This window comes from Bartonella sp. AA23NXGY (genome assembly GCF_042197165.1).
GTDB lineage: Bacteria > Pseudomonadota > Alphaproteobacteria > Rhizobiales > Rhizobiaceae > Bartonella.
In genome coordinates this window covers 231,227-254,853 of the sequence record NZ_JBHIRO010000001.1, presented here as the reverse complement: position 1 = coordinate 254,853, position 23,627 = coordinate 231,227, and the positions used below count along the sequence as shown (strand labels likewise).

General features: G+C 37.3%; 20 protein-coding genes. 1 reads left to right on the top strand and 19 read right to left on the bottom strand.

Annotated features, from left to right (window positions below):
* Nucleotides 1-4: 4 nt before the first annotated feature.
* The 13 genes from lpdA to tpiA form a co-directional block, all read right to left on the bottom strand.
* A complete protein-coding gene (lpdA, locus tag ACFINY_RS01050; protein WP_375611272.1) occupies nucleotides 5-1,465 on the bottom strand; it encodes a dihydrolipoyl dehydrogenase in 1,461 nt (486 codons plus the stop codon).
* 220 nt (nucleotides 1,466-1,685) lie between these two features.
* A complete protein-coding gene (locus ACFINY_RS01045; protein WP_375611271.1) occupies nucleotides 1,686-3,029 on the bottom strand; it encodes a pyruvate dehydrogenase complex dihydrolipoamide acetyltransferase in 1,344 nt (447 codons plus the stop codon).
* Between the two features lie 14 nt (nucleotides 3,030-3,043).
* On the bottom strand, nucleotides 3,044-4,411 hold the full coding sequence (locus ACFINY_RS01040) for a pyruvate dehydrogenase complex E1 component subunit beta (RefSeq protein ID WP_375611270.1): 1,368 nt from the start codon (nucleotides 4,409-4,411) through the stop codon (nucleotides 3,044-3,046).
* 16 nt (nucleotides 4,412-4,427) lie between these two features.
* The gene (pdhA, locus tag ACFINY_RS01035) at nucleotides 4,428-5,468 is read right to left on the bottom strand and encodes a pyruvate dehydrogenase (acetyl-transferring) E1 component subunit alpha (protein WP_375611269.1); all 1,041 of its coding nucleotides are present in this window, start codon (nucleotides 5,466-5,468) and stop codon (nucleotides 4,428-4,430) included.
* A 135-nt stretch (nucleotides 5,469-5,603) separates the two neighbouring features.
* Nucleotides 5,604-5,915, bottom strand: a complete 312-nt coding sequence (locus tag ACFINY_RS01030; RefSeq protein ID WP_012754998.1) for a septum formation initiator family protein — start codon at nucleotides 5,913-5,915, stop codon at nucleotides 5,604-5,606.
* A 182-nt stretch (nucleotides 5,916-6,097) separates the two neighbouring features.
* Complete coding sequence (locus ACFINY_RS01025; RefSeq protein ID WP_375611268.1) at nucleotides 6,098-6,550, bottom strand: TM2 domain-containing protein; 453 nt, start codon at nucleotides 6,548-6,550, stop codon at nucleotides 6,098-6,100.
* 384 nt (nucleotides 6,551-6,934) lie between these two features.
* The gene (locus ACFINY_RS01020) at nucleotides 6,935-7,345 is read right to left on the bottom strand and encodes a TM2 domain-containing protein (RefSeq protein WP_375611267.1); all 411 of its coding nucleotides are present in this window, start codon (nucleotides 7,343-7,345) and stop codon (nucleotides 6,935-6,937) included.
* Nucleotides 7,346-7,731: 386 nt separating this feature from the next.
* Nucleotides 7,732-8,139, bottom strand: coding sequence for an NINE protein (locus ACFINY_RS01015; RefSeq protein ID WP_375611266.1), 408 nt, complete (start codon nucleotides 8,137-8,139; stop codon nucleotides 7,732-7,734).
* 115 nt (nucleotides 8,140-8,254) lie between these two features.
* Nucleotides 8,255-9,523, bottom strand: coding sequence for a phosphopyruvate hydratase (gene eno / locus ACFINY_RS01010; protein ID WP_375645789.1), 1,269 nt, complete (start codon nucleotides 9,521-9,523; stop codon nucleotides 8,255-8,257).
* 71 nt (nucleotides 9,524-9,594) lie between these two features.
* On the bottom strand, nucleotides 9,595-10,431 hold the full coding sequence (gene kdsA, locus ACFINY_RS01005; RefSeq protein ID WP_375649621.1) for a 3-deoxy-8-phosphooctulonate synthase: 837 nt from the start codon (nucleotides 10,429-10,431) through the stop codon (nucleotides 9,595-9,597).
* Nucleotides 10,432-10,467: 36 nt separating this feature from the next.
* The gene (locus tag ACFINY_RS01000; protein WP_375631768.1) at nucleotides 10,468-12,096 is read right to left on the bottom strand and encodes a CTP synthase; all 1,629 of its coding nucleotides are present in this window, start codon (nucleotides 12,094-12,096) and stop codon (nucleotides 10,468-10,470) included.
* Nucleotides 12,097-12,225: 129 nt separating this feature from the next.
* Nucleotides 12,226-12,678, bottom strand: a complete 453-nt coding sequence (gene secG / locus ACFINY_RS00995; RefSeq protein WP_375638112.1) for a preprotein translocase subunit SecG — start codon at nucleotides 12,676-12,678, stop codon at nucleotides 12,226-12,228.
* Nucleotides 12,679-12,760: 82 nt separating this feature from the next.
* Complete coding sequence (gene tpiA, locus ACFINY_RS00990) at nucleotides 12,761-13,525, bottom strand: triose-phosphate isomerase (protein ID WP_375611262.1); 765 nt, start codon at nucleotides 13,523-13,525, stop codon at nucleotides 12,761-12,763.
* Between the two features lie 154 nt (nucleotides 13,526-13,679).
* Between tpiA and ACFINY_RS00985 the strand changes: the two genes are divergently transcribed.
* Nucleotides 13,680-15,569, top strand: coding sequence for a peptidyl-prolyl cis-trans isomerase (locus ACFINY_RS00985; protein ID WP_375611261.1), 1,890 nt, complete (start codon nucleotides 13,680-13,682; stop codon nucleotides 15,567-15,569).
* A gap of 912 nt (nucleotides 15,570-16,481) precedes the next feature.
* Here the strand turns inward: ACFINY_RS00985 and ACFINY_RS00980 are convergent.
* The 6 genes from ACFINY_RS00980 to serS all read right to left on the bottom strand — a co-directional run bounded on the left by ACFINY_RS00980 (nucleotide 16,482) and on the right by serS (nucleotide 23,615).
* Nucleotides 16,482-17,342, bottom strand: coding sequence for a phytoene/squalene synthase family protein (locus ACFINY_RS00980; protein ID WP_375611260.1), 861 nt, complete (start codon nucleotides 17,340-17,342; stop codon nucleotides 16,482-16,484).
* Nucleotides 17,343-18,220: 878 nt separating this feature from the next.
* Nucleotides 18,221-18,607 (bottom strand): Mth938-like domain-containing protein, encoded by a 387-nt coding sequence (locus ACFINY_RS00975; RefSeq protein WP_375611259.1) that lies wholly within the window; start codon nucleotides 18,605-18,607, stop codon nucleotides 18,221-18,223.
* Between the two features lie 462 nt (nucleotides 18,608-19,069).
* Nucleotides 19,070-19,522: a preprotein translocase subunit YajC gene (gene yajC / locus ACFINY_RS00970; RefSeq protein ID WP_375628961.1), complete on the bottom strand. Its 453-nt coding sequence runs from the start codon at nucleotides 19,520-19,522 to the stop codon at nucleotides 19,070-19,072.
* 685 nt (nucleotides 19,523-20,207) lie between these two features.
* The gene (locus ACFINY_RS00965) at nucleotides 20,208-21,389 is read right to left on the bottom strand and encodes a peptidoglycan DD-metalloendopeptidase family protein (RefSeq protein ID WP_375611257.1); all 1,182 of its coding nucleotides are present in this window, start codon (nucleotides 21,387-21,389) and stop codon (nucleotides 20,208-20,210) included.
* Between the two features lie 155 nt (nucleotides 21,390-21,544).
* Entirely contained in the window at nucleotides 21,545-22,204 is a 660-nt protein-coding gene (locus ACFINY_RS00960) for a protein-L-isoaspartate(D-aspartate) O-methyltransferase (RefSeq protein WP_273791164.1), read from the bottom strand.
* 133 nt (nucleotides 22,205-22,337) lie between these two features.
* On the bottom strand, nucleotides 22,338-23,615 hold the full coding sequence (serS, locus tag ACFINY_RS00955; RefSeq protein ID WP_375611256.1) for a serine--tRNA ligase: 1,278 nt from the start codon (nucleotides 23,613-23,615) through the stop codon (nucleotides 22,338-22,340).
* Between the last annotated feature and the right edge of the window lie 12 nt (nucleotides 23,616-23,627).

The window sequence follows — 23,627 nt, the reverse complement described above, 5'->3', positions numbered from 1 at the left end:
GTCATCAAGCGTTTAAAACTTGACCATAAGCATCTAATACACTTTCTTTCATCATTTCCGATAAAGTCGGATGTGGAAAGACAGTATGCATTAATTCTTCTTCTGTTGTTTCAAGATTCATAGCAATAACAAAACCCTGTATCAATTCTGTTACCTCAGCCCCTACCATATGGGCCCCGAGAAGCTGTCCTGTTTTTTTATCAAAAATCGTTTTTACTAACCCCTGATCTTCACCCAAAGCAATCGCCTTACCATTCGCAGCAAAAGAATAACGACCAATACGTATATCATAACCTGCTTCTTTTGCTGCCGCTTCTGAAAGCCCTACAGAGGCAACCTGTGGTGTACAATATGTACACCCTGGAATTTTTCTTTTATCAAGTGGATGAGCGCTTTTCAAACCTGCAAGATGCTCAATACATATCACACCTTCTTCTTCTGCTTTATGGGCCAACATAGGTGGGCCTGCTACATCACCAATAGCATAAATACCTTCCACCCCCGTCCAACTCCATTCATCAGTTACAATGCAGCCGCGATCGGTTTTTATTCCCAAAGCTTCTAAACCAAGATTCTCAATATTACCTTGCACCCCAACAGCAGAAATCAACCGGTCAACAGTCATTGACTCTATTTTACCTTGAACATCAATATGTACACTTACAGAATCGGAAGATTTTTCAACCTTTGTTACTTTTGCTTGACGAAGAGTACGTAAACCTTTTTTCTCTAACTGTTTACGAGCAAACGTTGAAATTTCAATATCTTCAGCAGGCATGATATGGGGCATCATTTCAACAACAGTTACTGTCGCCCCCATATCATGATAAAAAGAAGCAAATTCAATGCCAATAGCCCCAGACCCTATAACCAAAAGCGATTTTGGCATTGCTGGCGGTATCATAGCTTCAAAATAAGTCCAAATGAGTTTTCCATCTGGCTCAATACCAGGAAGGACACGAGGACGTGCACCCGTTGCAATAATGATATGCTTTGCTTGATAAGTTCCCTCCCCTAACGTCCCTTTAGGGACTGGATTTTGCGGTTGCATAATCGGTTTGGAGGATGAAGAAACCATAATTTCCGCAGGAAGGCTTCCCTTTGCTTCTTTAGTAAGCTTTGCTTCACCCCAGATAATATCAATTTTGTTTTTTTTCATTAAAAAACCAACACCAGCATTTAAACGTGCTGAAACACCCCGTGAACGTGCCACAACATCTTTGATGTTTGCCTCAATTGAACCATTAATTTTTAATCCATAATTTGTCGCATGTTCAGCAAAATGTTTCATTTCCGCTGAACGTAGAAGGGCCTTTGTTGGAATACATCCCCAATTTAAACAGATCCCTCCCAAATGTTCACGTTCAACAATCGCAGTCTTAAAGCCACATTGTGCTGCACGAATTGCGGTTACATATCCGCCTGGACCTGATCCAATCACAATTACATCATAAAGATTTGCCACAGTAATTCCTCCATGGATATATAAAAAACGGATATGCATTTTTTGAACTTAAGACTGTAAAACAACATGAGAGAATTATCTTATGTCTTTGCTTTAAGCTTCACGTAAATGCTTTACCCAAACCAGAAATAGCAATAACATTGCTCTTTAAACTCTTTAAATTTGTTTCTATTCTCTTAACACGCTTTCTCACAATTTACGTGAAGAACTGTTAAACAGTTCAAACCAACATTGCTAATGGATTTTCAATCATCTTCTTAAAAGTCCGCGCGAGCTCTGCTGCTAAAGCACCATCGACAGCACGATGATCCGCAGAAAGCGTAACTGACATAACTGTCGCAACAACTAATGCACCATTTTTAACAACGGCGCGTTGCTCCCCTGCACCAATCGCAAAAATCGTCGCATGCGGTGGATTAAGAATAGCCGAAAAACTTTTTATACCATACATCCCCATATTTGATACAGCTGTTGTTCCACCCTGATATTCTTCCATTTTTAACTTGCCCTCGCGCGCACGCTTTGCAAAATCCTTCATCTCTTTGGAAATAAGTGATAACGGCTTTTTCTCTGCATGGCGAATAATCGGTGTAATTAATCCATTGGGAATAGAAACAGCAACCCCAACATCACAATGTTTATGATGAAGCATCCCGCCTTCAAGCCAAGAAACATTCGCATCAGGAACCGCTTTCAAAGAAAGTGCGACAGCTTTGATCACCATATCATTAACAGAAAGCTTATAAGTAGGCTGAGTTTCTTCCTGCCCCTTAACCATTGGAGCAGCAGCATTTAGTTGTGTACGCAGTGCTAATAGCGCATCAAGTTCACAATCTACCGTTACATAGAAATGTGGGACTCTCTGTTTTGATTCCACCAAACGTGTCGCGATTGTTTTACGCATATTATTATGGGGAGCGAAGCTATATTCATCCTCTTTGAAGAGTTTCAATATCTGTTTGTCCGAAGCACCTGTAGCTATTAGCTCCCCTATCTGTGATGAATAAGACACTTTAGACATATCGCTGCTCACAGCTTTTTCTACATCGCGCTTAATAATACGGCCATGCGGACCACTTCCAGAAATAAGGGATAAATCAAGACCTGCCTGAGATGCTAATCGCCGCGCTAAGGGAGAGGCAAAAAGACGAGCTTCCTTTTTATCTTGCTGTATTAATTGCCCAGTTGATGATTCATGAGACATTTTTATTCCCTTTGAGTCCGTCTGTTTCAGAGAATCTGTCTGTTTGATGCCCTCTGGTTTTTGTCTTGTAGAAGAAGAGATTTCTTCTGCAACTTTTGCAGCTTCAGCTAAATCTTCACCTTCTTCTGCTAAAACAACAATTAAAGCATTTACTTTAACGCCTTGTGTTCCAGCAGGAACAACAATTTTAGCAACCCTACCTTCATCAACGGCTTCGACTTCCATTGTCGCTTTATCCGTCTCAATTTCAGCAATAACATCACCAGAGGAAACCTTATCTCCCTCCTTAATATTCCATTTTGTTAAATTTCCCTCTTCCATCGTAGGGGAAAGCGCTGGCATTGTAATTTTAATGGGCATTATGCTTTCCTCCGTTATGCTCTGTATGTCACAGCCTTAACGGCCTCAATAATTTCAGCAGTATTAGGCAAAGCCAACTTCTCAAGATTAGCGGCATAAGGCATCGGAACATCTTTGCCAGAAATCGTAGCAATTGGCGCATCAAGATAGTCAAAAGCCTGCTGCATAACACGCGTTGCTATTTCAGTTCCCACAGATGACTGAGGAAATCCCTCTTCAATTGTTACCAAACGACCTGTTTTTTTAACTGACGAAAGAATTGTTGGAAGGTCCATCGGGCGAATGGTTCGTAAATCAATCAATTCAACATCAATACCAAGTTTTTCGATTTCTGGTAACGCTTGAACAGCATAATGCATCCCAATTCCACATGCAACAATCGTCACATCTTGTCCAGACTTATGAATACGCGCCTTACCAATAGGCAAAAGAAAATCATCCAGTTGAGGAACATCAAATTGATGCCCATACAAAATCTCATTTTCAAGGAAAATAACAGGATTATCATCACGAATAGCAGCTTTCAGCAAACCTTTTGCATCTGCAGCACTATAAGGCATGACAACTTTCAGACCTGGTACATGACTATACCATGCAGCATAACATTGAGAATGTTGAGCACCAACACGGGCAGCTGCACCATTGGGACCTCGGAAAACCATAGGAGCGGTCATTTGTCCACCAGACATATAACGTGTTTTGGCTGCTGAGTTAATAATTTGGTCCATCGCCTGCATCGCAAAATTAAAGGTCATAAACTCGACAATAGGACGTAACCCACCAAAAGCAGCCCCAACAGCCAGCCCAGCAAAGCCGTGCTCTGTAATTGGGGTATCAATAACTCGGCGTTCCCCGAACTCTTCCAACAAACCCTGACTAACCTTATAGGCACCTTGATATTGCGCGACCTCTTCCCCCATGAGAAAAACTTTTTCATCACGCCGCATTTCTTCAGCCAAAGCCTGATTAAGCGCTTCACGAACTGTCATTGTAACCATTTGTGTTCCCGCTGGAATATCAAAATTAAGAGATGTATCAAAAGTAGGAGCAGCCTGCGGAACTGACAAAGGTAGAGAAAGAGGAGATTCCTTAGGTTTTTGTGCTGTATCCGTAGGCTGCGAAATATCCTCAGCACGCTCACCTTCTTCTAACAAAATTGCAATAACAGTGTTAACCCTTACGCCTTCTGAACCTTCAGGCACAAAAATTTTACCAAGAGTACCTTCATCAACGGCCTCTACTTCCATTGTAGCCTTATCCGTTTCAATTTCAGCAATAACATCGCCAGAGCTAACCTTATCACCTTCTTTCTTGAGCCATTTAGACAGTTTACCTTCTTCCATAGTTGGTGAAAGCGCCGGCATCAAAATATCAATAGACATACTTGCTTCCCTCGCATCAAACTAAAATATCAGTATAGAGCTCAGAAGCATCTGGCTCTTGATCACTTTGTGCAAAATCTACCGCATCAGCAACAATTGCACGGACCTCTTTCTCAACAGATTTTAAATCGTCTTCGCTCGCCCAATTTTTTTTAAGAATCCGACTTTTTACTTGATCAATCGGATCGTGCTCCTCTTTTATTTTTTGGACTTCTTCCTTGGAACGATATTTTGCTGGATCAGACATGGAATGACCACGATAGCGATAGGTCTGCATATCAAGAATGATCGGTCCTTTACCTGAGCGTGCCCAAGAAATTGCTTCATCAGCAGCTCCTTTTACTGATCGAACATCCATACCGTCAACAACAATACCTGGAATTTCAAAAGAAAGACCGCGTCGGGAAAAATCAGTTTCTGCAGATGCACGTGAAACTGACGTTCCCATAGCATACTGATTGTTTTCAATAATATAAACAACGGGAAGCTTCCAAAGTGAAGCCATATTAAAACTCTCGTAAACCTGCCCCTGATTTGCAGCACCATCACCAAAATAAACCAATGTCACATTATCTTTACCAAGATATTGATTCGAAAATGCCAAACCTGAACCAATGGGAACCTGCGCACCAACAATACCATGTCCTCCATAAAAGTTCTTTTCTTTAGAGAACATATGCATCGAGCCACCTTTCCCTTTGGAAAAGCCACCTTGGCGCCCCGTTAATTCTGCCATGACACCACGCGGACTCATCCCAACCGCTAACATATGTCCATGATCACGGTAAGACGTAATAACCTGATCACCTTCTTTTGCCGCTTTCAATGTTCCTATAACAACGGCTTCCTGACCAATATAAAGGTGACAAAATCCCCCAATAAGCCCCATACCATAAAGTTGTCCTGCTTTTTCTTCAAAACGGCGAATTAAAAGCATTTCACGATAAGCATCAATTTCTTCTTCTTTTGTAAAATCTGCTATTGGTGCTTTCTTTGTGGTGCTTGATAACGCAGTGCGCGCCGCCGACGCAGAATTTTTTTTAAGTCGTTCTGCCATATTAAACTCCCTTTTATGATTATTTAGGAATAACCTTTACGAACAAAAGTTACAAGCCTTATCAATCGGCTTAAACAATATCATTGCTGATTGTTGTTTAAATTAAGCGATTTTTCATTTACCTTTGGTATCATTTCAAGGTATTAAGATTGTCAATTCATTTGGCTTAGAAAAGTTCAAATTCTTTCGGACATACTCATCCAACATATCTTTTTCTATATGCCCATTGCGTAAAAGAGAAATACGCTTTTCCATGAATATCCGCTCAGCTTCTATTTTATGAAGCTCCTTTTCTAATTCGCTAATATGCTGATTAACTTCACTGCGTGAATACAATCCATACTCACCATGATAAATGTGATAACTGAAATAGCTTAAGACTCCCACCGTCATAAGAGGTAGTACAAAGCGTACTTTGATTGATCGACGTTTCTGCTTTGTCCACATAAAATAGCACAGTCTTTACAGCACAAATTTCTTAATAATCAGCCCAACTATGCACGATTTTGATTAATACCTCATTACCAAATCTACACCAAAATAATTTGTTATTTCAATTTATCCCCCCCTTAATACGATCAAAGTAAGCTGAATGCCCCACTTTTTATATTATAAATATTGGATATCCTCTAAGTTGTGATTTTACACCCATCTTTGTCCTTAAAACTTCCTGTTAAAATGACTATAAAATCAATCAATACCCAAGGTGTAATTATCAAAAAAATTCCTATAAGCCCTACCGGCATAAATATTACACTTATTATACTTATTACACTTATTATATTTATAAGAAGCATTGCAATGCCCGTTCCAACTTTACCAACCATAAAACGATGAAGTCCTAGTCCACCTAGAAAAAAACAAACGACCGCTAACGTCACTTTTGATTGCTGTGACTGACCTTCAGTTGAGATAGGGAAAATAGATTTAATGGTATCCCCTTCACACACAAAATCAACGACGTCACCAACTTTCGGCGGCGTTTTTCCTGACCAATCCCAATTCGCAAACTGATAGCGCTTACCATCAGCCCCTGAAATGAAATAATCTCCTTGATCATGACCAATAATCTTACCTTTCATCTTCACCACCTATAAAATTGTTATTCATAAAGAAGCTTTTCTTCTAATATGATAATATGTTGAATAAACCTCACAGCATGAATACAGTCTGTATTCACCGTGATATATGACAATTTAAAAAGCTAAAAATTCCCCAACAACTTAAAATTCCCGCAATTACAAGTGGTAATACAAAGCACGCTGTTCGATTTGCACCTTTGCTTTTTTTCATATGAAATAGTACAGTCTTTTTCAATAGTTTTATTTAAATATTCATAATTTTCTTTAATATTTCACATTTAAAGACATATATTAAAATAATTTACATTATTAAATTAATATATTGACAACATTAAAAGTAAAGAAAGTGCCTCACTCTTTACATTTTATATTATTCTAAAATTTCTACCAATTTATAATTTTATCCCCGTTTTCATCCCTAAAATATCCGGATAAAATAACTATAAAATCAATGAATGACCACGGTATAGTAACTAACAGCCCTATACCTGTTATCGTTATAAGAAGCATTACAATACCCGTTCCAACTTTACCTGCCATAAAGCGATGAATTCCCAACCATCCAAAAAACCAACAAACAAGTGCTATCGCCAATCTTGATTTTTCTGACTGAGTTTTACTCACGAGAGGGAGAACAGATTTAACAACATTATCTTCATATACAAAATCAACGGTATCACCCACTTTTGGTGTTTTTTTTCCTAACCAATCGAAACTTGAAAATTGATAACGCTTACCGTCAGCCCCTGAAACAAAATAATCTCCTTGATCCTGACCAATAATCTTACCTTTCATTCTTGCCCACCTATAAAGCTGCTCCTCATGTGTTATTCATAAAGAGATTATTTCTAATTCGATAATATGCGGATTAACCTCACGGTGTAAATACAATTCGTACTCACCATGATAAACATGAAGTTAAAATAGTTCGGAACTCCCCAATAATCTAATATTTCCCCCTGCTATAAGCAGTAACAAAAAACATGCTTTAGTTGATTTATATCTTTGATTTACCCACATAAAATAGCACAGTCTTTTTCAATACTTTTATTCAACTGTGCATATTTCTCTTAATATCTCACATTAAAGAAATAGAGTACAATAATCTTGCATTATTGCAACTTAATATATTGATCGAAATAAAAAGTAAACTTTATTATTTTCTTTTTATTGTAAATTTTTTACAAATCTGTAATCTGATTCCCATCTTTATCCGTAAATTTTCCAGCAATAATGAGTATAAAATCAACAATCGCCCAAATACCGGTAATCATCAATCCAAACAATGATAAAGATAAAACGAGCATTAAAGTACCCGTCCGAACTCTCCCAACCATAAAGCGATGAACACCAAAGATACCTGCAACCCAACAAAGAAGTGCAAACATTATCTTTGAGTTCTCTGTACCTGATCTCAACAATGGAAAAACAGAACTGACAACACCCCCTTCATAGACAAAATCAACAGTATCACCAATCCTTGGTGGTTTCTTTCCCAACCAATCCCAAGTCGCAAACTGATAACGCTTACCGTCATCACCCGAAACGAGATACATTCCTTGATCTTGAGTAATAATTATACCTCTCATCTTAATCCCTATAAACTTAAATACCTATAAAATTACTGAGTACATGTCTTTGATAAGAAATCTCAATTTCATAATCTAAATAATATCATACTCTCACACTTTGTGCTCACAACTATCAACGATATACATCACCAGCATAACGCGCTTGGGCTCCCAGTATTTCTTCAATACGAATAAGTTGATTGTATTTGGCTAATCTATCCGAACGTGCAAGAGAACCTGTTTTAATTTGTCCACAATTCGTTGCAACTGCAAGATCTGCAATGAAAGAATCCTCTGTTTCGCCTGAACGATGAGATATAATGGCACGATAACCTGCTTTATGTGCTACTTCTACAGCATCAAGTGTTTCACTCAATGTACCAATTTGATTAACTTTTATGAGAATAGAATTGCCTACCCCCATTTTGATACCATCACGCAAACGTGCTGAATTCGTTACAAACAAATCATCGCCAACAAGCTGACATTTTTCTCCAATTGTGTCAGTAAGTAGCTTCCAACCTTCCCAATCATCCTCTGCCATTCCATCTTCAATTGTAATAATAGGATAATTTTTCACAAGCTGCGCTAAATAATCTACCTGCTCTTGGGTGTCACGGCATTTCCCCTCACCTTTATAAAAATACGAACCATTTTTATAAAATTCTGTTGAAGCACAGTCTAAACCAATGGCAATTTGTTCACCTGGTTTATAGCCACATGCCATGATAGATTCCATAATAAAATCAATTGCTTGATCAGCACTTTTAAATTGAGGTGCAAAACCACCTTCATCACCAACATTGGTATTATAACCCGCATCTTTTAAAAGCTTTTTCAATGTATGGAAAACCTCAGCGCCATAACGGATAGCTTCTTTTACAGTAGGAGCTCCTATAGGAATAATCATAAACTCTTGAAAATCAATCAAGTTATCAGCATGAACGCCACCATTAATAACATTCATCATAGGTGTTGGAAGAATATGTGCTTGTGTACCACCAATATAACGATACAAAGGTAAATTTAATGAATCCGCCGCTGCTTTTGCAACCGCTAATGAAACACCAAGAAGTGCATTGGCACCAAGACGGGCTTTATTTGGCGTTCCATCCAAAGCAATCATTGCTTGATCAATAGCGATTTGATTTGTTGCATCTCGCCCACCAAGTTCTTCAAGAATTTCGCCATTGACTGCAGAAACCGCTTTTTCAACACCTTTCCCTTGATAACGCAAACCACCATCACGAAGCTCTATAGCCTCATGTGCTCCCGTTGAGGCTCCCGATGGAACCAGAGCACGACCAAAAGCCCCATTTTCCAAATGAACATCAACTTCTACCGTTGGATTACCACGGCTATCAAGAACTTCACGCCCAATGATATCGACAATTATAGTCATATATGTTTCCTTATCCAACAAAAGTCGCGATTCATTTATAATGCCCTATTAATGAAATATTTTTTCTCTTCTCAACTCAACTTTTTTGACAGATAATCAAATTCCATTAAAGTCTCAAGCAATCTTTGTAAATCATCAATTTTAATCATATTGGGTCCATCAGAAGGTGCATTATCTGGATCTTGATGTGTTTCTAAAAAAATACCTGCGACCCCAACAGAAACAGCCGCACGCGCTAAAATTTCAACAAATTGACGCTGTCCACCAGATGAAGCCCCCTGCCCCCCAGGTTCTTGAACAGAATGTGTTGCGTCAAAAATAACAGGAGCTCCAAATGAACGTAAAATAGGCAACGAACGCATATCAGAAACAAGCCGGTTATAACCAAATGACGTGCCTCGCTCACAAAGCATAACATTCGGATTACCACTGAAAACAACCTTTTTTAAAACATTCTCCATGTCCCACGGCGCTAAAAACTGACCTTTTTTAATGTTAATAACACACCCTGTTTTAGCAGCTGCTACCAAAAGATCTGTTTGACGACATAAAAAAGCCGGTATTTGTAAAATATCGACCGTAGAAGAAACAATTGCACATTGATCTTCTGTATGCACATCCGTTAATATGGGACAATTAAACTCTTTTTTTAAATCAGAAAAAATAGCCATTGCTTTTTCAAGACCAATACCACGTGCTGCACTCAAAGAGGTTCTGTTGGCTTTATCGTAACTTGATTTATAAACAAACCCCATACCAACCTGATCGGTAATGGTTTTAATACGACCAGCCATTTCAAAAGCATGATCACGACTTTCCATCTGACACGGCCCTGCAATTAATGAAAGAGGCATTTCATTTGAAAAAATCATATTTCCAACTTTCACACGGGCATTTGGTTTAGTCATTTTATCCCTCAAAAGCAAAGTAATCCAATTTATGCATTAAACCAATCGACTTTGTTCTACAGCGGCTTCAATAAAAGAAGAAAAAAGCGGATGTGGATCAAAAGGACGAGATTTTAATTCTGGATGATATTGAACACCAATAAACCATGGATGATCTACATATTCTATCGTTTCTGGTAAAATACCATCAGGAGACATCCCAGAAAAAATCAAACCACACTGTTCTAACTTATCCTTATAATCAATATTGACCTCATAACGATGACGATGTCGCTCGACAATCTTGGTCATCCCATAAATTTGAGCAATATGACTCTCTTCTTTTAATTCAGCAGCAAAAGCACCAAGGCGCATTGAACCGCCGAGATCACCATTTCTTGTACGTTTTTCAAGAACGTCTCCTTTAAGCCATTCTGTCATTAAACCTACAATTGGATTGTCTGTTTCGCAAAACTCACTTGATGAAGCATTCTCAATCTGTGCAATATTGCGCGCAGCTTCTATACAAGCTAATTGCATCCCAAAACAAATCCCTAAAAATGGAACTTTACGCTCTCGCGCAAATTGAATTGCTCGAATCTTCCCTTCTGCCCCTCGTGCCCCAAAAGCACCTGGAACCAAAATTCCATGGGCTTTTTGTAAAGCTGAAACAGAATCTTCTTTTTCAAAAAGCTCCGAATCAATCCACTCAATATTAACCTTCACTCTATTCGCTAAACCACCATGCGCAATCGCTTCAATAAGAGATTTATAAGCATCCTTTAAGCCCGTATATTTTCCCACAACAGCAATCGTAACTTCTCCTTCAGGATGGTGAATACGATGCGTAATATCTTCCCAACGATCCATTTTGGGGGAAGGTGCCGAATCGATTCCAAAAGCGCAAAGAACTTCAGAGTCCAAACCCTCCTTATGGTATGCCATAGGAACATCATAAATTGTTGGCATATCTAATGCCTGAATGACTGCATTGGAGCGAACATTGCAAAAAAGTGATAATTTGCACCGTTCTGTTTCTGGAATAGATCGATCTGCACGTACAAGCAAAATATCAGGAGAAATACCAACTGCTTGCAATTCTTTGACAGAATGTTGTGTTGGTTTCGTTTTTAATTCACCTGCTGAAGGAATATAAGGCATTAATGTGAGATGGACATAAACGACATTTTGTCTCGGTAGCTCATTGCGAAGCTGACGAATCGCTTCTAGAAAAGGCATTGCTTCAATATCACCAACCGTTCCACCTATCTCACACAAAACAAAATCAAATTCTTCATTTCCCATCGTAATGAATCTCTTAATTTCATCTGTAACATGAGGGATAACTTGGACTGTTGCCCCCAAATAATCACCACGCCGCTCTCGTTCAATGATATTGCGATAAATACGCCCTGTTGTAATATTATCTTGGCTATTTGCAGAACGCCCAGTAAAACGCTCATAATGACCAAGATCAAGATCCGTTTCTGCACCATCATCGGTCACAAATACTTCACCATGTTGATAAGGTGACATCGTACCTGGATCAACATTTAAATAAGGATCAAGTTTGCGAAGACGTACGCGATAGCCACGAGCCTGTAATAACGCTGCTAACGCCGCCGCTGCGATGCCTTTTCCAAGGGAAGAAACCACACCACCAGTAATAAAAACATAACGTGCCATGGGCTTATGGTGATAAGCAATTTATAATGATTTTTCCAGCAAAAAATGCAAAAAGAAACAATTTTCCTTCTAAAATAAAAAAGGCGAAAAAAATCACCTTTTTTAAAAAGTCTATGTTTTCTTAAAAAACTATTTTGTACTGTTATCGGGAACTGTATTTTCAAGAACCTGAGGAACTGGACTTTCTACTTCAGGATTTGTGGACTGTTTCTGTTCCTGCGAAGAATTCGAAGTGCCTCCTAGCTGTTCAAGAATAGAAGGGGAAGACTCACCATCTGATGATGGGACTGATCCTGAGTCTTTATTGGTAGAATTCTGCTCTGAATTAACCGGTATACGCTTTAAAATATCAGAACTAGAATTTGATATATTACTCACCACGGTAAGTCCAATAGATACAACAAAAAAACAACAGGCTAAAATAGCAGTCAAACGTGTTAAAGGGTTTCGAGATCCACGAGTTTTCATCAACCCTGAGCTATTACTCACACCTAACCCACCACCTTCTGAAGGTTGAATTAATATAATACCAACCAAAGTAATCACAATCAAAAAATGAATAACTATAAGTACTGTTTGCATAAACCCTGCTCTTTAAATAACTCTTTAATAGCTATTTACACATAAATAACGCACAATCCAAGGGGAAACTCAAATTTCTCTGCTATAGTTTACGACAAACATCGCAAATAGTTAAAAAATCAATCGCTTTTAAGCTTGCTCCACCTATCAAAGCACCATTAACATGAGCAATGCTTAAAAGCTCAAATGCATTGGATGGTTTTACGGATCCACCATAAAGCAAACGTATCTTATTGCCTTCATCACCAAAACGAGAGCGCACCCTATCACGAATGAAATGATGTACTTTTGCAATATCTTCTGGAGTCGCTGTATTGCCGGTGCCTATCGCCCAAACTGGTTCATAAGCGATAATGGTATTCTCTGCTGTTGCATCATTTGGGAGAGATTCTTCAAGCTGCTGCGTGAGAATATCCAGTACTTTATTATTATTACGCTCCTCCAATGTTTCACCAATACATACAAGAGCCACAAGACCTGCTCGCCACGCAGCTTGCACTTTAGCACAGACAATCGCATCATTTTCCTGGTACACTGTACGACGTTCTGAATGCCCAATAATAACATGACTTGCTCCCGCTTCTTTAAGCATAAAAGCTGAAATATCTCCAGTATAAGGACCATGATCATCAAAGTGACAATTTTGTCCTCCCAAAAGGAGATTTTCACCATTCAGCGTATTAGAAGCACGCGATAAAAGCGTTGCTGGAACACAAATAAGCGCCTCAAAAAGATGACCTAGATCAGAGCTAACGCCTGTAGCAATAGCACGCAACTCTCCAAGCGATTCACTCGTTCCATTCATTTTCCAATTTCCAGCAAGAAAAGGCCGAATATTTGGAGACATATTTTCACCTCAAGAGCTTTTACAATATATTGTTTATCTGTAGTTACCAAATTATAAAATGAAAGCAAGTCTTTAAAGCTTGCATCTTTCATCTCTTTATTGCAAATTCCATTCCAGCTTTGATAATAACTCACATTAAAAATGGACTTGAACAATGCTTGACATCATAAGAAATGCTACAAATTCTTGGATTTTTAGAATTTTCCTTGCTATTTTACTCTTATGCTTCATTCTTTTATGGGGGGTACCGCAGTTACACAAAAAAAGTGAAAGAGATCTTATTACTTCTGGAAAGTCCACAGTAACTGTCGATGATTATCGTCTTGCACTCGCCGATCAAAGCGCACGTTTAGCATATGCTGCTCATCTTGGACGAATGTTTACAACAAATGAAATGCAGCAATACCAAATTCCTGCTTTTGTATTTAATCAATTACAACAAAATGTACTGCTTGATGAACAAGCACGTAAAATGAAAATAAGTCTTTCAAAAGATACAATAGCTCATACGATTGGTTCTGATAAAATGTTCCAAGTAAATGGCACTTTTGATAAAAACTTGTTTTATAACTATCTTCAGCATTTACGTATTAGTGAAAGTGCTTTTCTTAATTATTACACCAAACAAGAAAAGCGTAATCAGCTTATTGCTGCTTTACTTTCTGATATGAAGGCACCAAATCTCTTTTATAAAGCACTTGCTCTTTATCAAGGAGAAATGCGTATTGCTGATTATCTCGTTATTGATCTAAAAGAAAAGAAAACAATTGCTGATCCTGATTACGAAACATTACAAAAATGGTTTGAAACACATCAAAGTCAATTTCGTGCTCCAGAATACCGTACTGTCTCTTTGCTATCTATGGAACTTAATGATTTTGTAAAACCTAAAGATATCTCAACAGATGAGGCAAAAGCCTATTATACACAAAATGCTTCACGTTTTGTAACGCCTGAAAAGCGTACATTCGAAGAACTGCGATTCCCCTCACGCGAAGAAGCCGATAATGCAGCAAAAAAAATAGCTGACGGATTGAGTTTTGATGAACTGGTAAAAGCTGAAAAAAAGACTCTTAATGACATAAAAAAAGGTCCTCTCGCAGAAAACGAACTTCCTAATCATCTGACATCTGAAATTTTTGAACTTCAACAAGGCCAAGTCAGTCCTGTGATAAATGACTTACAGGGACCTGTTCTCATTCGCGTTACGCATATTGAACCTTCAAGCTCTCTTCCTTTTGAAAGTGTAGAAGAAAATATTCGCCAAATACTTGCCAAAAATCGTGCTACTGATGATATCCGTAACAATTATGCTGCCATTGAAAATGCTCGTTTTGAGGGTGCTTCTCTCAAAGAGTTAGCTGACCAATACAAGTTATCTTTGCGCACAATTACTATTGATAAAACGGGAAAAACGCTTGAAGGTGCAATACTCACGGATTTACCTCAAAAAGATATTTTACTGAATGCCATCTATCAATCAAACGAAGGAGTCGATCTTGATCCTCTCTCTTTTCAAAATGGTGGATATCTCTGGTACAAGGTCGATAAAATTATTCCTTCCCGTGATAAGACACTTGAAGAGGCTAAGCTAGATGTTCTTTCTCAATGGAAAAATGAGGAAATCCAACGTCTTCTTGATGAAAAAGCCCAAAATGCTCTCAAACAGCTCACGGAAGGAAAAAGTCTTGTTGCTCTTGCTCATACCCTTGGTGTTACAAAACAAACAACACCCGCCCTCCGGCGTCAAGACTCATCTGAAATCCTTGGCGTTGAAGGGATTAAAGCATTATTTGCTGCTCCCAAAGGTCATTATGGCATCATAAAAGGTCCGGTTGCAACAAACCGTATCATTTATCAAATAAAGACTGTAACCATGCCTAAAGATATCACGTCTCATACTCTTTCAACTGAGGTCCGCGCCAATATAGATATGATGATAAGAGAAGATCTCAAGCTAGAAATGCTACAAGTTGCCAATAAAGAACATCCTTTGGAAATTAATAGCACAAATTATAATCAGATCTTTAACGCTCTCCAATAAAAAGATTGTGCATAATTTTAAGAACTTATTGATAAAGTTTTCATCAGCTCTTCGTCTATAGTTGAAGAGGTAAGACGGATTTCTTGTCTGCATATCTTAGGATCAGCGTTTGTATAATGATTCATTTTCTCGCAAAACAGTGCATGTATGGATTTGCGAGAAAATAGTCAATGGAATGTAGAATCGTTTTTGCAATGCATTAAAAAACATTATCCATCCAAAGGTCGTAAAGGTTGCCGCCCATTAAGCTATAAACATCATCCCTATCGTCATTCATTCATAGCTCATTATATTGCTACTCTTAATATTCATTCATAGGGAGCGTATTGCTTCTTCCTTAAATGATTTCATTTACACATCCAACTTATAATAGATAAAAAAACTATTTTTAAAATTCATTATAAAAATGGAGAAATCTTTTTCTATTCAAGACTCTCATTCAATATAAGAAAAAACGTATTATCATTATAAATCAATATATTCATCAATCATAACAGTCATCAATTATGATGTTATAATTTCTCAAAAATAAGAGTTTTTTATAGACTTATAGACTGCTAAGATAACTTCTCTCATAAAATAGAAATTTCATTTCATTTGCAAATGAGATACAATCAATACATTCAGAGTACTTAAAAGTTCTTCTTCAAACAAACCAATGTATTAAGATTTATCTCATGTTTTTCTTTCTCTGCATCTCACCCATCCAATACACTGAATAAAACATATTACTGATGAAGAAATACAGCGTATTTTCAAGATCATAAAATTTCTTATTCTTTTGCGTTCATAACAACCAAAACATCAACATTTTTTATAACAAAAAAATGGTTTGGAATCACAATAGCTCCTTTTATCTTCATATGAAAAAATCAGTCTACATGTTACGCATTCCAACGTAGTAATATTTTTTTACAATATCTTTGGAAAATTGCCGCTTATTGCTGCCCTTGTTATCAACCAATAGCGATACATCAATGGCAAAGTTGCACTCTCTTGAAAAATTGCTGCCCCCAGCTGTATAGCTTTTTGAAGAGAAGCTGGTACAATGACCAATGGAAGAAAAGCTGGCTTAAGAACTCTAGGTAAAGTACAAGAATACTCGTAAAATTGGGTATAATGATCGCGCGATAATGCTACCATAGCTTCAACAATACAACCCTTTTGTTGATCGCTGAGACGATGAGATTCCAAATCTTCCCTATTCACTCCTACAGCCTTTAATATATCAGTGGGTAAATAATATTGATATCGTGATTGCATGAATGATAAAAGACGCAATACACCGCTTAATCCTTGAGAAATCCCTCCATGTTCATAGATATCTGTAAACTCTTGTGCAGTTTCAGGATCTAATATCTGACAAGAAAGCTGTAAAATTATGCCTGCTGTCTCACCACAATAATGCTCTAGATCATGAAGTGTTTCTATTGGATTGTGATAAAGATCTAAAATTTGCGCATCACAATAACGTAAAAAAGCTGTCTTAGGTAAATTAAAAAGAGTGATTGCTTTTAATAAATCATTCAAAATCGGATTGTTTCCACTCGTTTGCATTTCTCCATGAGCAATAGCATCATACCACCAACGTAACCGTATTTCTCCTATGAGTGGGTCATGTACACTTTCGCGGATACGAGAAACTTCAGCATTAAATACATAAAGAGCAGCCAATGCTTGGCGCTTTTTTTTAGGTGCAAATAAAACCGATATATAGCGATCACGATCTATGGTACGTAAAATATCAAGACAATAAGGAAGAGAGCCTATCATTCTATGAACCTATTAACGTCCCTTTTTTAGCAATTAAATTAATACCCTCTTTTTATTCATATTAAAAAATGAAGGATAAGCAAATACAGTTCAGAAAATAAGATTTTTAAATGTGTCTCTTAACTGTATTATGAATTAAAATTTCTTTTCTAATCCCTTTTCGTTTTAGAAAGAAAAAAATTAAATAAATAATTTTTCTGATAAAACTTATCTTATCGGACTTCAAGTTTTCATTTGCAATAAAAAAGCTAAAAACCAATCGTAACATGCATAGTAAAACTTGAACAACAAACAATGCAAGACACTTTTTCAGTGGATAGATGACAATGTTATTTTATAAAAAATGCACTGATCACAAAAACTTCATCAAATCATTGACCTCCTCCCCATCCTAAAAGACAAAGGCTCTTACCAACACCAATTTGTAAAAAATCCAATTGCTCTCGGTACGTTTCTGTTACTATAAACGCATTGATTTATAATGATAATTTTGTGTTTTGTATGTTAAATTAGAATCCCAAATATCGTAGATATACTTTCATTTCAAACCAATTCCATGTTACATCAATAAAAACTATTCCCTTGCACGTCACAAGCGGAACTGGCTTGTAGGTAAAAACTGTATAAGAAAGAATTAAAATGCCTCTTATGAACCGTCTTAAGTGCCAAGAGCTGATCACTCATGTGATTCATTAGGAACTATGAGTAAACTTTGTCCTGAATACTTGCTGCTGTATTTAAAAAACACTTAATGTGTTAAGTTATGTATATTCTATACCCTTATATCACCGCCTTAAACGACAGTATTTTACAGCGCAGAAAATAATCACACAAGTCTTTCATGCTAGACCAGAGCCTTTGTTTTATTAAACAATACTCTATTCTACCGCAAATAATAACGCCGCAACAGCGCGATCTTCAGCCAATAAAACATTAAATGTACGCACCGCCGCTCCCGTACTCATTGTATCTGATGAAATACGTTTTTCCCATAAAAGCACCCGTAACTCTTCAGGTAATCGTAATAATTCAATTCCAGTACCTATTAATAAAACTTCGATTTCAGAAGCTTCTTCTAAAATACGAGATATATCCCTTTGAGTGGGAACAGGCCCTGCCATCTCAATGCCATAAATACCTGATGGTACACAAATAATAGAACCTCTATGAGACATATCAGCAAAACGAAACCCACCATTTCCATAAGCATCAATAGGTGCGCGACTTGGAAAATGTGCTTCACGAATTTGAATTGCATCGAACATGAATATGCACCTTTTATTTTTGAATAATCCAATTGTCTTTGCTTCTTCTCATCATAAAAATTAAAATAAGGCTGATATAAACATTGATATGTTAAACATAGCCTAGTATTGAAGTAAAAATTTTTATATAATGCCCTAATCTTCTCATACAACAAATATATGAAAATTTGGGAATAAACCGCGGTAAAATGCTATACCTGCTTAAATAAATCTATCTTTTAAAAAGTTTCCTCAGCTTATTTACTCACAAATTGCTTTTTATAAAAACAATGATCTTGTTTAAAAAACAGAAAAAAATTGCGTAATATTCTATAAATAAAACAACTATTTTAATAATCTAAAGAAAACAAAAACTCCATTTTCTGTAGCCACTATAAAAGCCTCTTTTTCAATGAAATTGTCTTGATCTTGCCAAGCTTTTTATAAAAATGCTTAAAAAATGTAATAAACTGCCATTACACCTTAAGATGCATTTTCCTTTGATATAGCTTTTTTCTCTTCAGAGATACTCATATCTTCTTTCGTTGTCGTTTTAGATTTAGACTTTTGTGGTCTTTTTGCTTTAGCATTAAGTTTTGATTTTTTTTCTGCAACCGGCTCACCTTTAACGCGCACATCAGCTAATGTTGAGCGAATAACACGAATATTCATACTCTCACCAATTTCAACCTCTAATTCACCACTCTCGTCGTGAACCTTCGTAACCTTGCCGATAATACCACCACCCGTTATAACTGTATCACCACGACGTACTGCATTAAGCATTTCTTGGCGTTTTTTCATTTGGGCACGCTGTGGACGAATGATAAAAAAATACATAATTGCAAAAATTAAAATGAATGGGACAGCGCTAGCAAATGAAATTCCACCGGAAACATCGCCTGCAACTTGAGCATAAGCGTTCGTAATAAACATTTTTATCTCCTATAGTTAAACCTCAGGTATTTCCCACTCTATTAAAATGAAATTCCGATACAGAAAAAATTCCTAAAGAATTTATCATAAAAAGCAATAACTACATAATCTAATCACAGCTTTACAAAAATACAATAAATCCTTAAGAGGCAGAATACCAAAATACAATGAGAAAAATCTTAAAAAATAGATTCACTTTCCCCTATTGTATATCCTACAATACAAATCTTTTCACTAACTCAATAAATTATACAAGATAATTTTTCTAATGAACAAACTTAATTTATATAGATAATTTATCGTTTTTGATATCAAATGACAGATCTAAATACAATAAAACGCTCTCATTTCAAACCTTCTGAATTAATCAAAACGATTTTCTTGCACGTCACACATATTAAATGAGCCTGTAGATAAAAACTTTTTAAGAAAGGCGTGAAAATATCTTTTTCATGCTTCTCTCAAATGCAAGAGCAATTGGAACACTCAAAGCTGACAAATAGTATGATACTATTGTCTTACACTTTCATAAATACAAAGATGGTAATATCTAACGACCCCAACGAACTACTTTTCTAAAACCAATGATTTTTTGCTGCTATGTTATTGATTTAAGAAAATCAATTGTTTTTCATGAATTTTCTATAAACTGTAAGACTATTCAAATGTAAAAGTCATCAATAAATTAGTTTTCTAAATATTTAAGGGGATCAACAGGTAATGAATTCTTACGCATCTCAAAATAGACACGTGGCGTTTTAACATTTCCTGAAACACCAGATTTAGCAATCTCATCACCGCGCCTTATCCTTTGTCCTTTGTTAACAACAAGCTTACTATTACATCCATAAATAGTGATAATATCATTTTCATGTCGAATCATCACAACATTACCAAGCTCTTTTAGTCCATCTCCCGCATAAATAACCACACCATTTTCTGCCGCCTTTACCGAAGACCCTTCAGGCACTGCAATATCTATTCCTCGATTCATTACTGTTCCCTTTTTTTGACCGAACTGGCTTAATAAACGCCCTCGTACTGGCCAACGCATCTTAGAAATTCCTGTGGCTTGCGGAGTCGTCATATTATCTGTATTCGTAACAGTACTTGACAAACCAGTCTCATGTTTCAATTGCGTCATCTGTTTAGAAAAATTTTTCTCAGAACTTGATTTGTTCATCTTTGCAGAGGGTGGCGTTGTTACAGGAGCTTTATATATAGGAGAGGACTTCTTGTTTTTTATAGAGGACATCACTTGAGATTGGGATGCAGATTCTGTTGTTGACACTGCCCAATCGTTATTATTGTGTGCATTTGAAGCTGCTAATGTACGCCTGCTTGGAACAACAAGGACCTGACCGATATAAATGGAATTGCTGTTTATACCATTTGCTAATTTTAATGCCTCAACACTAACCCCTACTTGTCGTGCAATACTGAGCAGTGTATCTCCGCTCTGGACAATATAAGAATTCCGCCGAAAAATAGGAGATTTATCCATTTGTGAACGAGAAAGTGTTCCAAGATTACGTGGAGGGGAGCCCATAACGCGACCATCAGAAGAAGTTATCCTATCTTGATGTGGAAAATTATAGGGGGAATTATCATCTCCCCACGAATCATCGCTTGATTCCACAGGTGGCAATTCAGTGCTTTGTATCATACCACTACCGTATGATAGCATTCGCGGGTCTGTATACATAGTGCTTGATATATTTGATTGAGATGATACCGTACGATGAGAGAACGTATTGGAAAAACGCTGTGTACCAGAACTACAACCAGCAACAATAGTTACCACCGCTAACAAAGTTATTCTCTGAAAATTATGCTGGAAAATATTATCCAAAGCTTTTAGACACATCGTTTTGCTCACTCATCAATAATCAACTCACTCCATTAAAGCTTTTTTAAATTACCGAAGAGTTAAAATGAGATGTTTTATTCATAAATATCTTTATATAAGATCAAAATGAATTTAACGTAGACAATTCGCAGAAACTTCTTAGCTTTTAAAAATTAAAGTATCTCCGCAATGCCTTTAATAAAAGGTTGGTAACGCACTTGGAACAGTTCTAAACACTCAAATCGACTACCAATTTTTGTATAGCGCGTCACCGTTTGTACCCCTTCGTCAGGTCCTATCGCCTGAATGAGAATTCCATTTTCAGCTAAAAGTTCTAAAAATTCCTTTGGTTCATCAAAACGTGATGGCCAAATAAGAATGCGATCAAATGATCCTAAGCCTGTCACGCTATGACTTCCATCAATCTGCCGTATAACAATATTTTCAATTCCTAAAGTTTGAAATTTTTGGCGTGCTAAATCAACAAGCGTTTTATAACGATCAATCGTTGTCACACGGTCACTCAGACATGCCATAAGAGCAGTACAAAAACCAGATCCTGTACCAATTTCTAAGACACGATGCCTTTTTTTCAACGATAATGCCGAAAGAATTAAGAGTTGTTCTTCCAAACGTTCCATATATTCACCACACTCAAGGGGAATAACTTTATTATCATAAGCACTATTGAACCAAGGAGCAGCAACAAACTGTTGACGCGGAATTTTCTCTAATGCCGAAAAAAATCGCACGTCATCAATGCCTTTGCTACGCATTTTCAGTACAAGAGCGGCTAACTCCTCACGAAATTGTAAAATACCCTTTTGCCCCATAGTATCATTCAATCTCCAATGGAGGTGCACTTTTATCATACTGACAAACTGCTTCTTTTAAAAAGGCAAAAACTTGCATCTGTGTATCATCACCTCTTGGCAATAAACGCATATTGTCTCTCCTTTCGTAAAATTAAGCAGTAATACAGCGCATGCCTCCCATATAAGGTTGTAAAACATCTGGAATAATAATTGATCCATCAGCCTGTTGATAATTTTCAAGTACGGCAATAAGACAACGTCCAACAGCCGTACCAGAACCATTAAGGCTATGAACAAAATGCAATTTTTTATCGCCGTCTTTACGATAGCGCGCATTCATACGACGACCTTGAAAATCTCCACAAACTGAACAGCTAGAAATTTCACGATAACATTCTTGACCAGGAAGCCAAACCTCGATGTCATAGGTTTTACGCGCTGCAAACCCCATATCACCCGTAGAAAGAACCACTGTGCGAAAAGGCAAACCAAGCCGTTTTAATATATCTTCTGCACATTCCGTCATACGTTCCAATTCAATTAAAGACTGCTCTTCACTGGTAATCGAGACCATTTCAACTTTCCAAAATTGATGCTGACGCAACATACCGCGCGTATCACGACCGGCTGCTCCCGCCTCTGAACGAAAACAGGGAGATAAAGAAGAAAATCGCAGTGGTAAATCTGATATTTCAAAAATTTCATCGTTGACCAAATTGGTTAATGGCACTTCTGCTGTGGAAATAAGCCATCGACCATCTGTTGTACGAAAAAGGTCTTCAGCAAATTTCGGTAATTGTGCTGCTCCGTAAACAATCTCATCACGAACAAGAAGAGGTACTGAGACTTCTGTGTAACCATTCTCATTGACATGCACATCAAGCATAAATTGGCCTAATGCTCGTTCTAGCCGTGCTAACGCCCCTGAAAGTACTGTAAAACGTGTTCCAGACAAACGACTAGCTCGTTCAAAATTCATCTGTTTGAGATCTTGACCAAGATCAAAATGTTCCTTTGGTGTAAAATTAAATGTTGGAGGTGTACCAAAATGTCGAATGACGACATTATCACTTTCATCTTTACCTTCTGGAACATCATCTAATGGAATATTGGGAAGTGCTGAAAGAATTTTCTCAAGACTCTCCGTCAGCTGTTTTTCTTCCACTGTTGCAGAGGAAAGAAAAGCTTTAATCTCTTCAACTTCAGCTTTAAGACGTTCAGCCATTTGCTGATCCGATACCGCTAAAGCCTGTCCTATTTCCTTTGAAACAGCATTGCGACGTTCCTGCGCCAATTGCACCTTAGCAATATGCGACCGACGTGCAAGATCAAGTTGTATTAACCTTTCAGCTTGTGGCTCAAGACCTCTACTTACGAGTGCTTTATCTAATTTCTCAGGATTGTCACGAATCCACTTAATATCAAGCATAAAAATTCCTCA

Excerpts from the sequence above, each read along its gene's own strand:
- ACFINY_RS01045 (WP_375611271.1), bottom strand. The coding sequence starts at position 3,029 with ATGCCCATTAAAATTACAATGCCAGCGCTTTCCCCTACGATGGAAGAG.
- ACFINY_RS01040 (WP_375611270.1), bottom strand. The coding sequence starts at position 4,411 with ATGTCTATTGATATTTTGATGCCGGCGCTTTCACCAACTATGGAAGAA.
- pdhA (WP_375611269.1), bottom strand. The coding sequence starts at position 5,468 with ATGGCAGAACGACTTAAAAAAAATTCTGCGTCGGCGGCGCGCACTGCG.
- ACFINY_RS01030 (WP_012754998.1), bottom strand. The coding sequence starts at position 5,915 with ATGTGGACAAAGCAGAAACGTCGATCAATCAAAGTACGCTTTGTACTA.
- ACFINY_RS01025 (WP_375611268.1), bottom strand. The coding sequence starts at position 6,550 with ATGAAAGGTAAGATTATTGGTCATGATCAAGGAGATTATTTCATTTCA.
- ACFINY_RS01020 (WP_375611267.1), bottom strand. The coding sequence starts at position 7,345 with ATGAAAGGTAAGATTATTGGTCAGGATCAAGGAGATTATTTTGTTTCA.
- ACFINY_RS01015 (WP_375611266.1), bottom strand. The coding sequence starts at position 8,139 with ATGAGAGGTATAATTATTACTCAAGATCAAGGAATGTATCTCGTTTCG.
- eno (WP_375645789.1), bottom strand. The coding sequence starts at position 9,523 with ATGACTATAATTGTCGATATCATTGGGCGTGAAGTTCTTGATAGCCGT.
- kdsA (WP_375649621.1), bottom strand. The coding sequence starts at position 10,431 with ATGACTAAACCAAATGCCCGTGTGAAAGTTGGAAATATGATTTTTTCA.
- ACFINY_RS01000 (WP_375631768.1), bottom strand. The coding sequence starts at position 12,096 with ATGGCACGTTATGTTTTTATTACTGGTGGTGTGGTTTCTTCCCTTGGA.
- secG (WP_375638112.1), bottom strand. The coding sequence starts at position 12,678 with ATGCAAACAGTACTTATAGTTATTCATTTTTTGATTGTGATTACTTTG.
- tpiA (WP_375611262.1), bottom strand. The coding sequence starts at position 13,525 with ATGTCTCCAAATATTCGGCCTTTTCTTGCTGGAAATTGGAAAATGAAT.
- ACFINY_RS00985 (WP_375611261.1), top strand. The coding sequence starts at position 13,680 with ATGCTTGACATCATAAGAAATGCTACAAATTCTTGGATTTTTAGAATT.
- ACFINY_RS00980 (WP_375611260.1), bottom strand. The coding sequence starts at position 17,342 with ATGATAGGCTCTCTTCCTTATTGTCTTGATATTTTACGTACCATAGAT.
- ACFINY_RS00975 (WP_375611259.1), bottom strand. The coding sequence starts at position 18,607 with ATGTTCGATGCAATTCAAATTCGTGAAGCACATTTTCCAAGTCGCGCA.
- yajC (WP_375628961.1), bottom strand. The coding sequence starts at position 19,522 with ATGTTTATTACGAACGCTTATGCTCAAGTTGCAGGCGATGTTTCCGGT.
- ACFINY_RS00965 (WP_375611257.1), bottom strand. The coding sequence starts at position 21,389 with ATGTGTCTAAAAGCTTTGGATAATATTTTCCAGCATAATTTTCAGAGA.
- ACFINY_RS00960 (WP_273791164.1), bottom strand. The coding sequence starts at position 22,204 with ATGGGGCAAAAGGGTATTTTACAATTTCGTGAGGAGTTAGCCGCTCTT.
- serS (WP_375611256.1), bottom strand. The coding sequence starts at position 23,615 with ATGCTTGATATTAAGTGGATTCGTGACAATCCTGAGAAATTAGATAAA.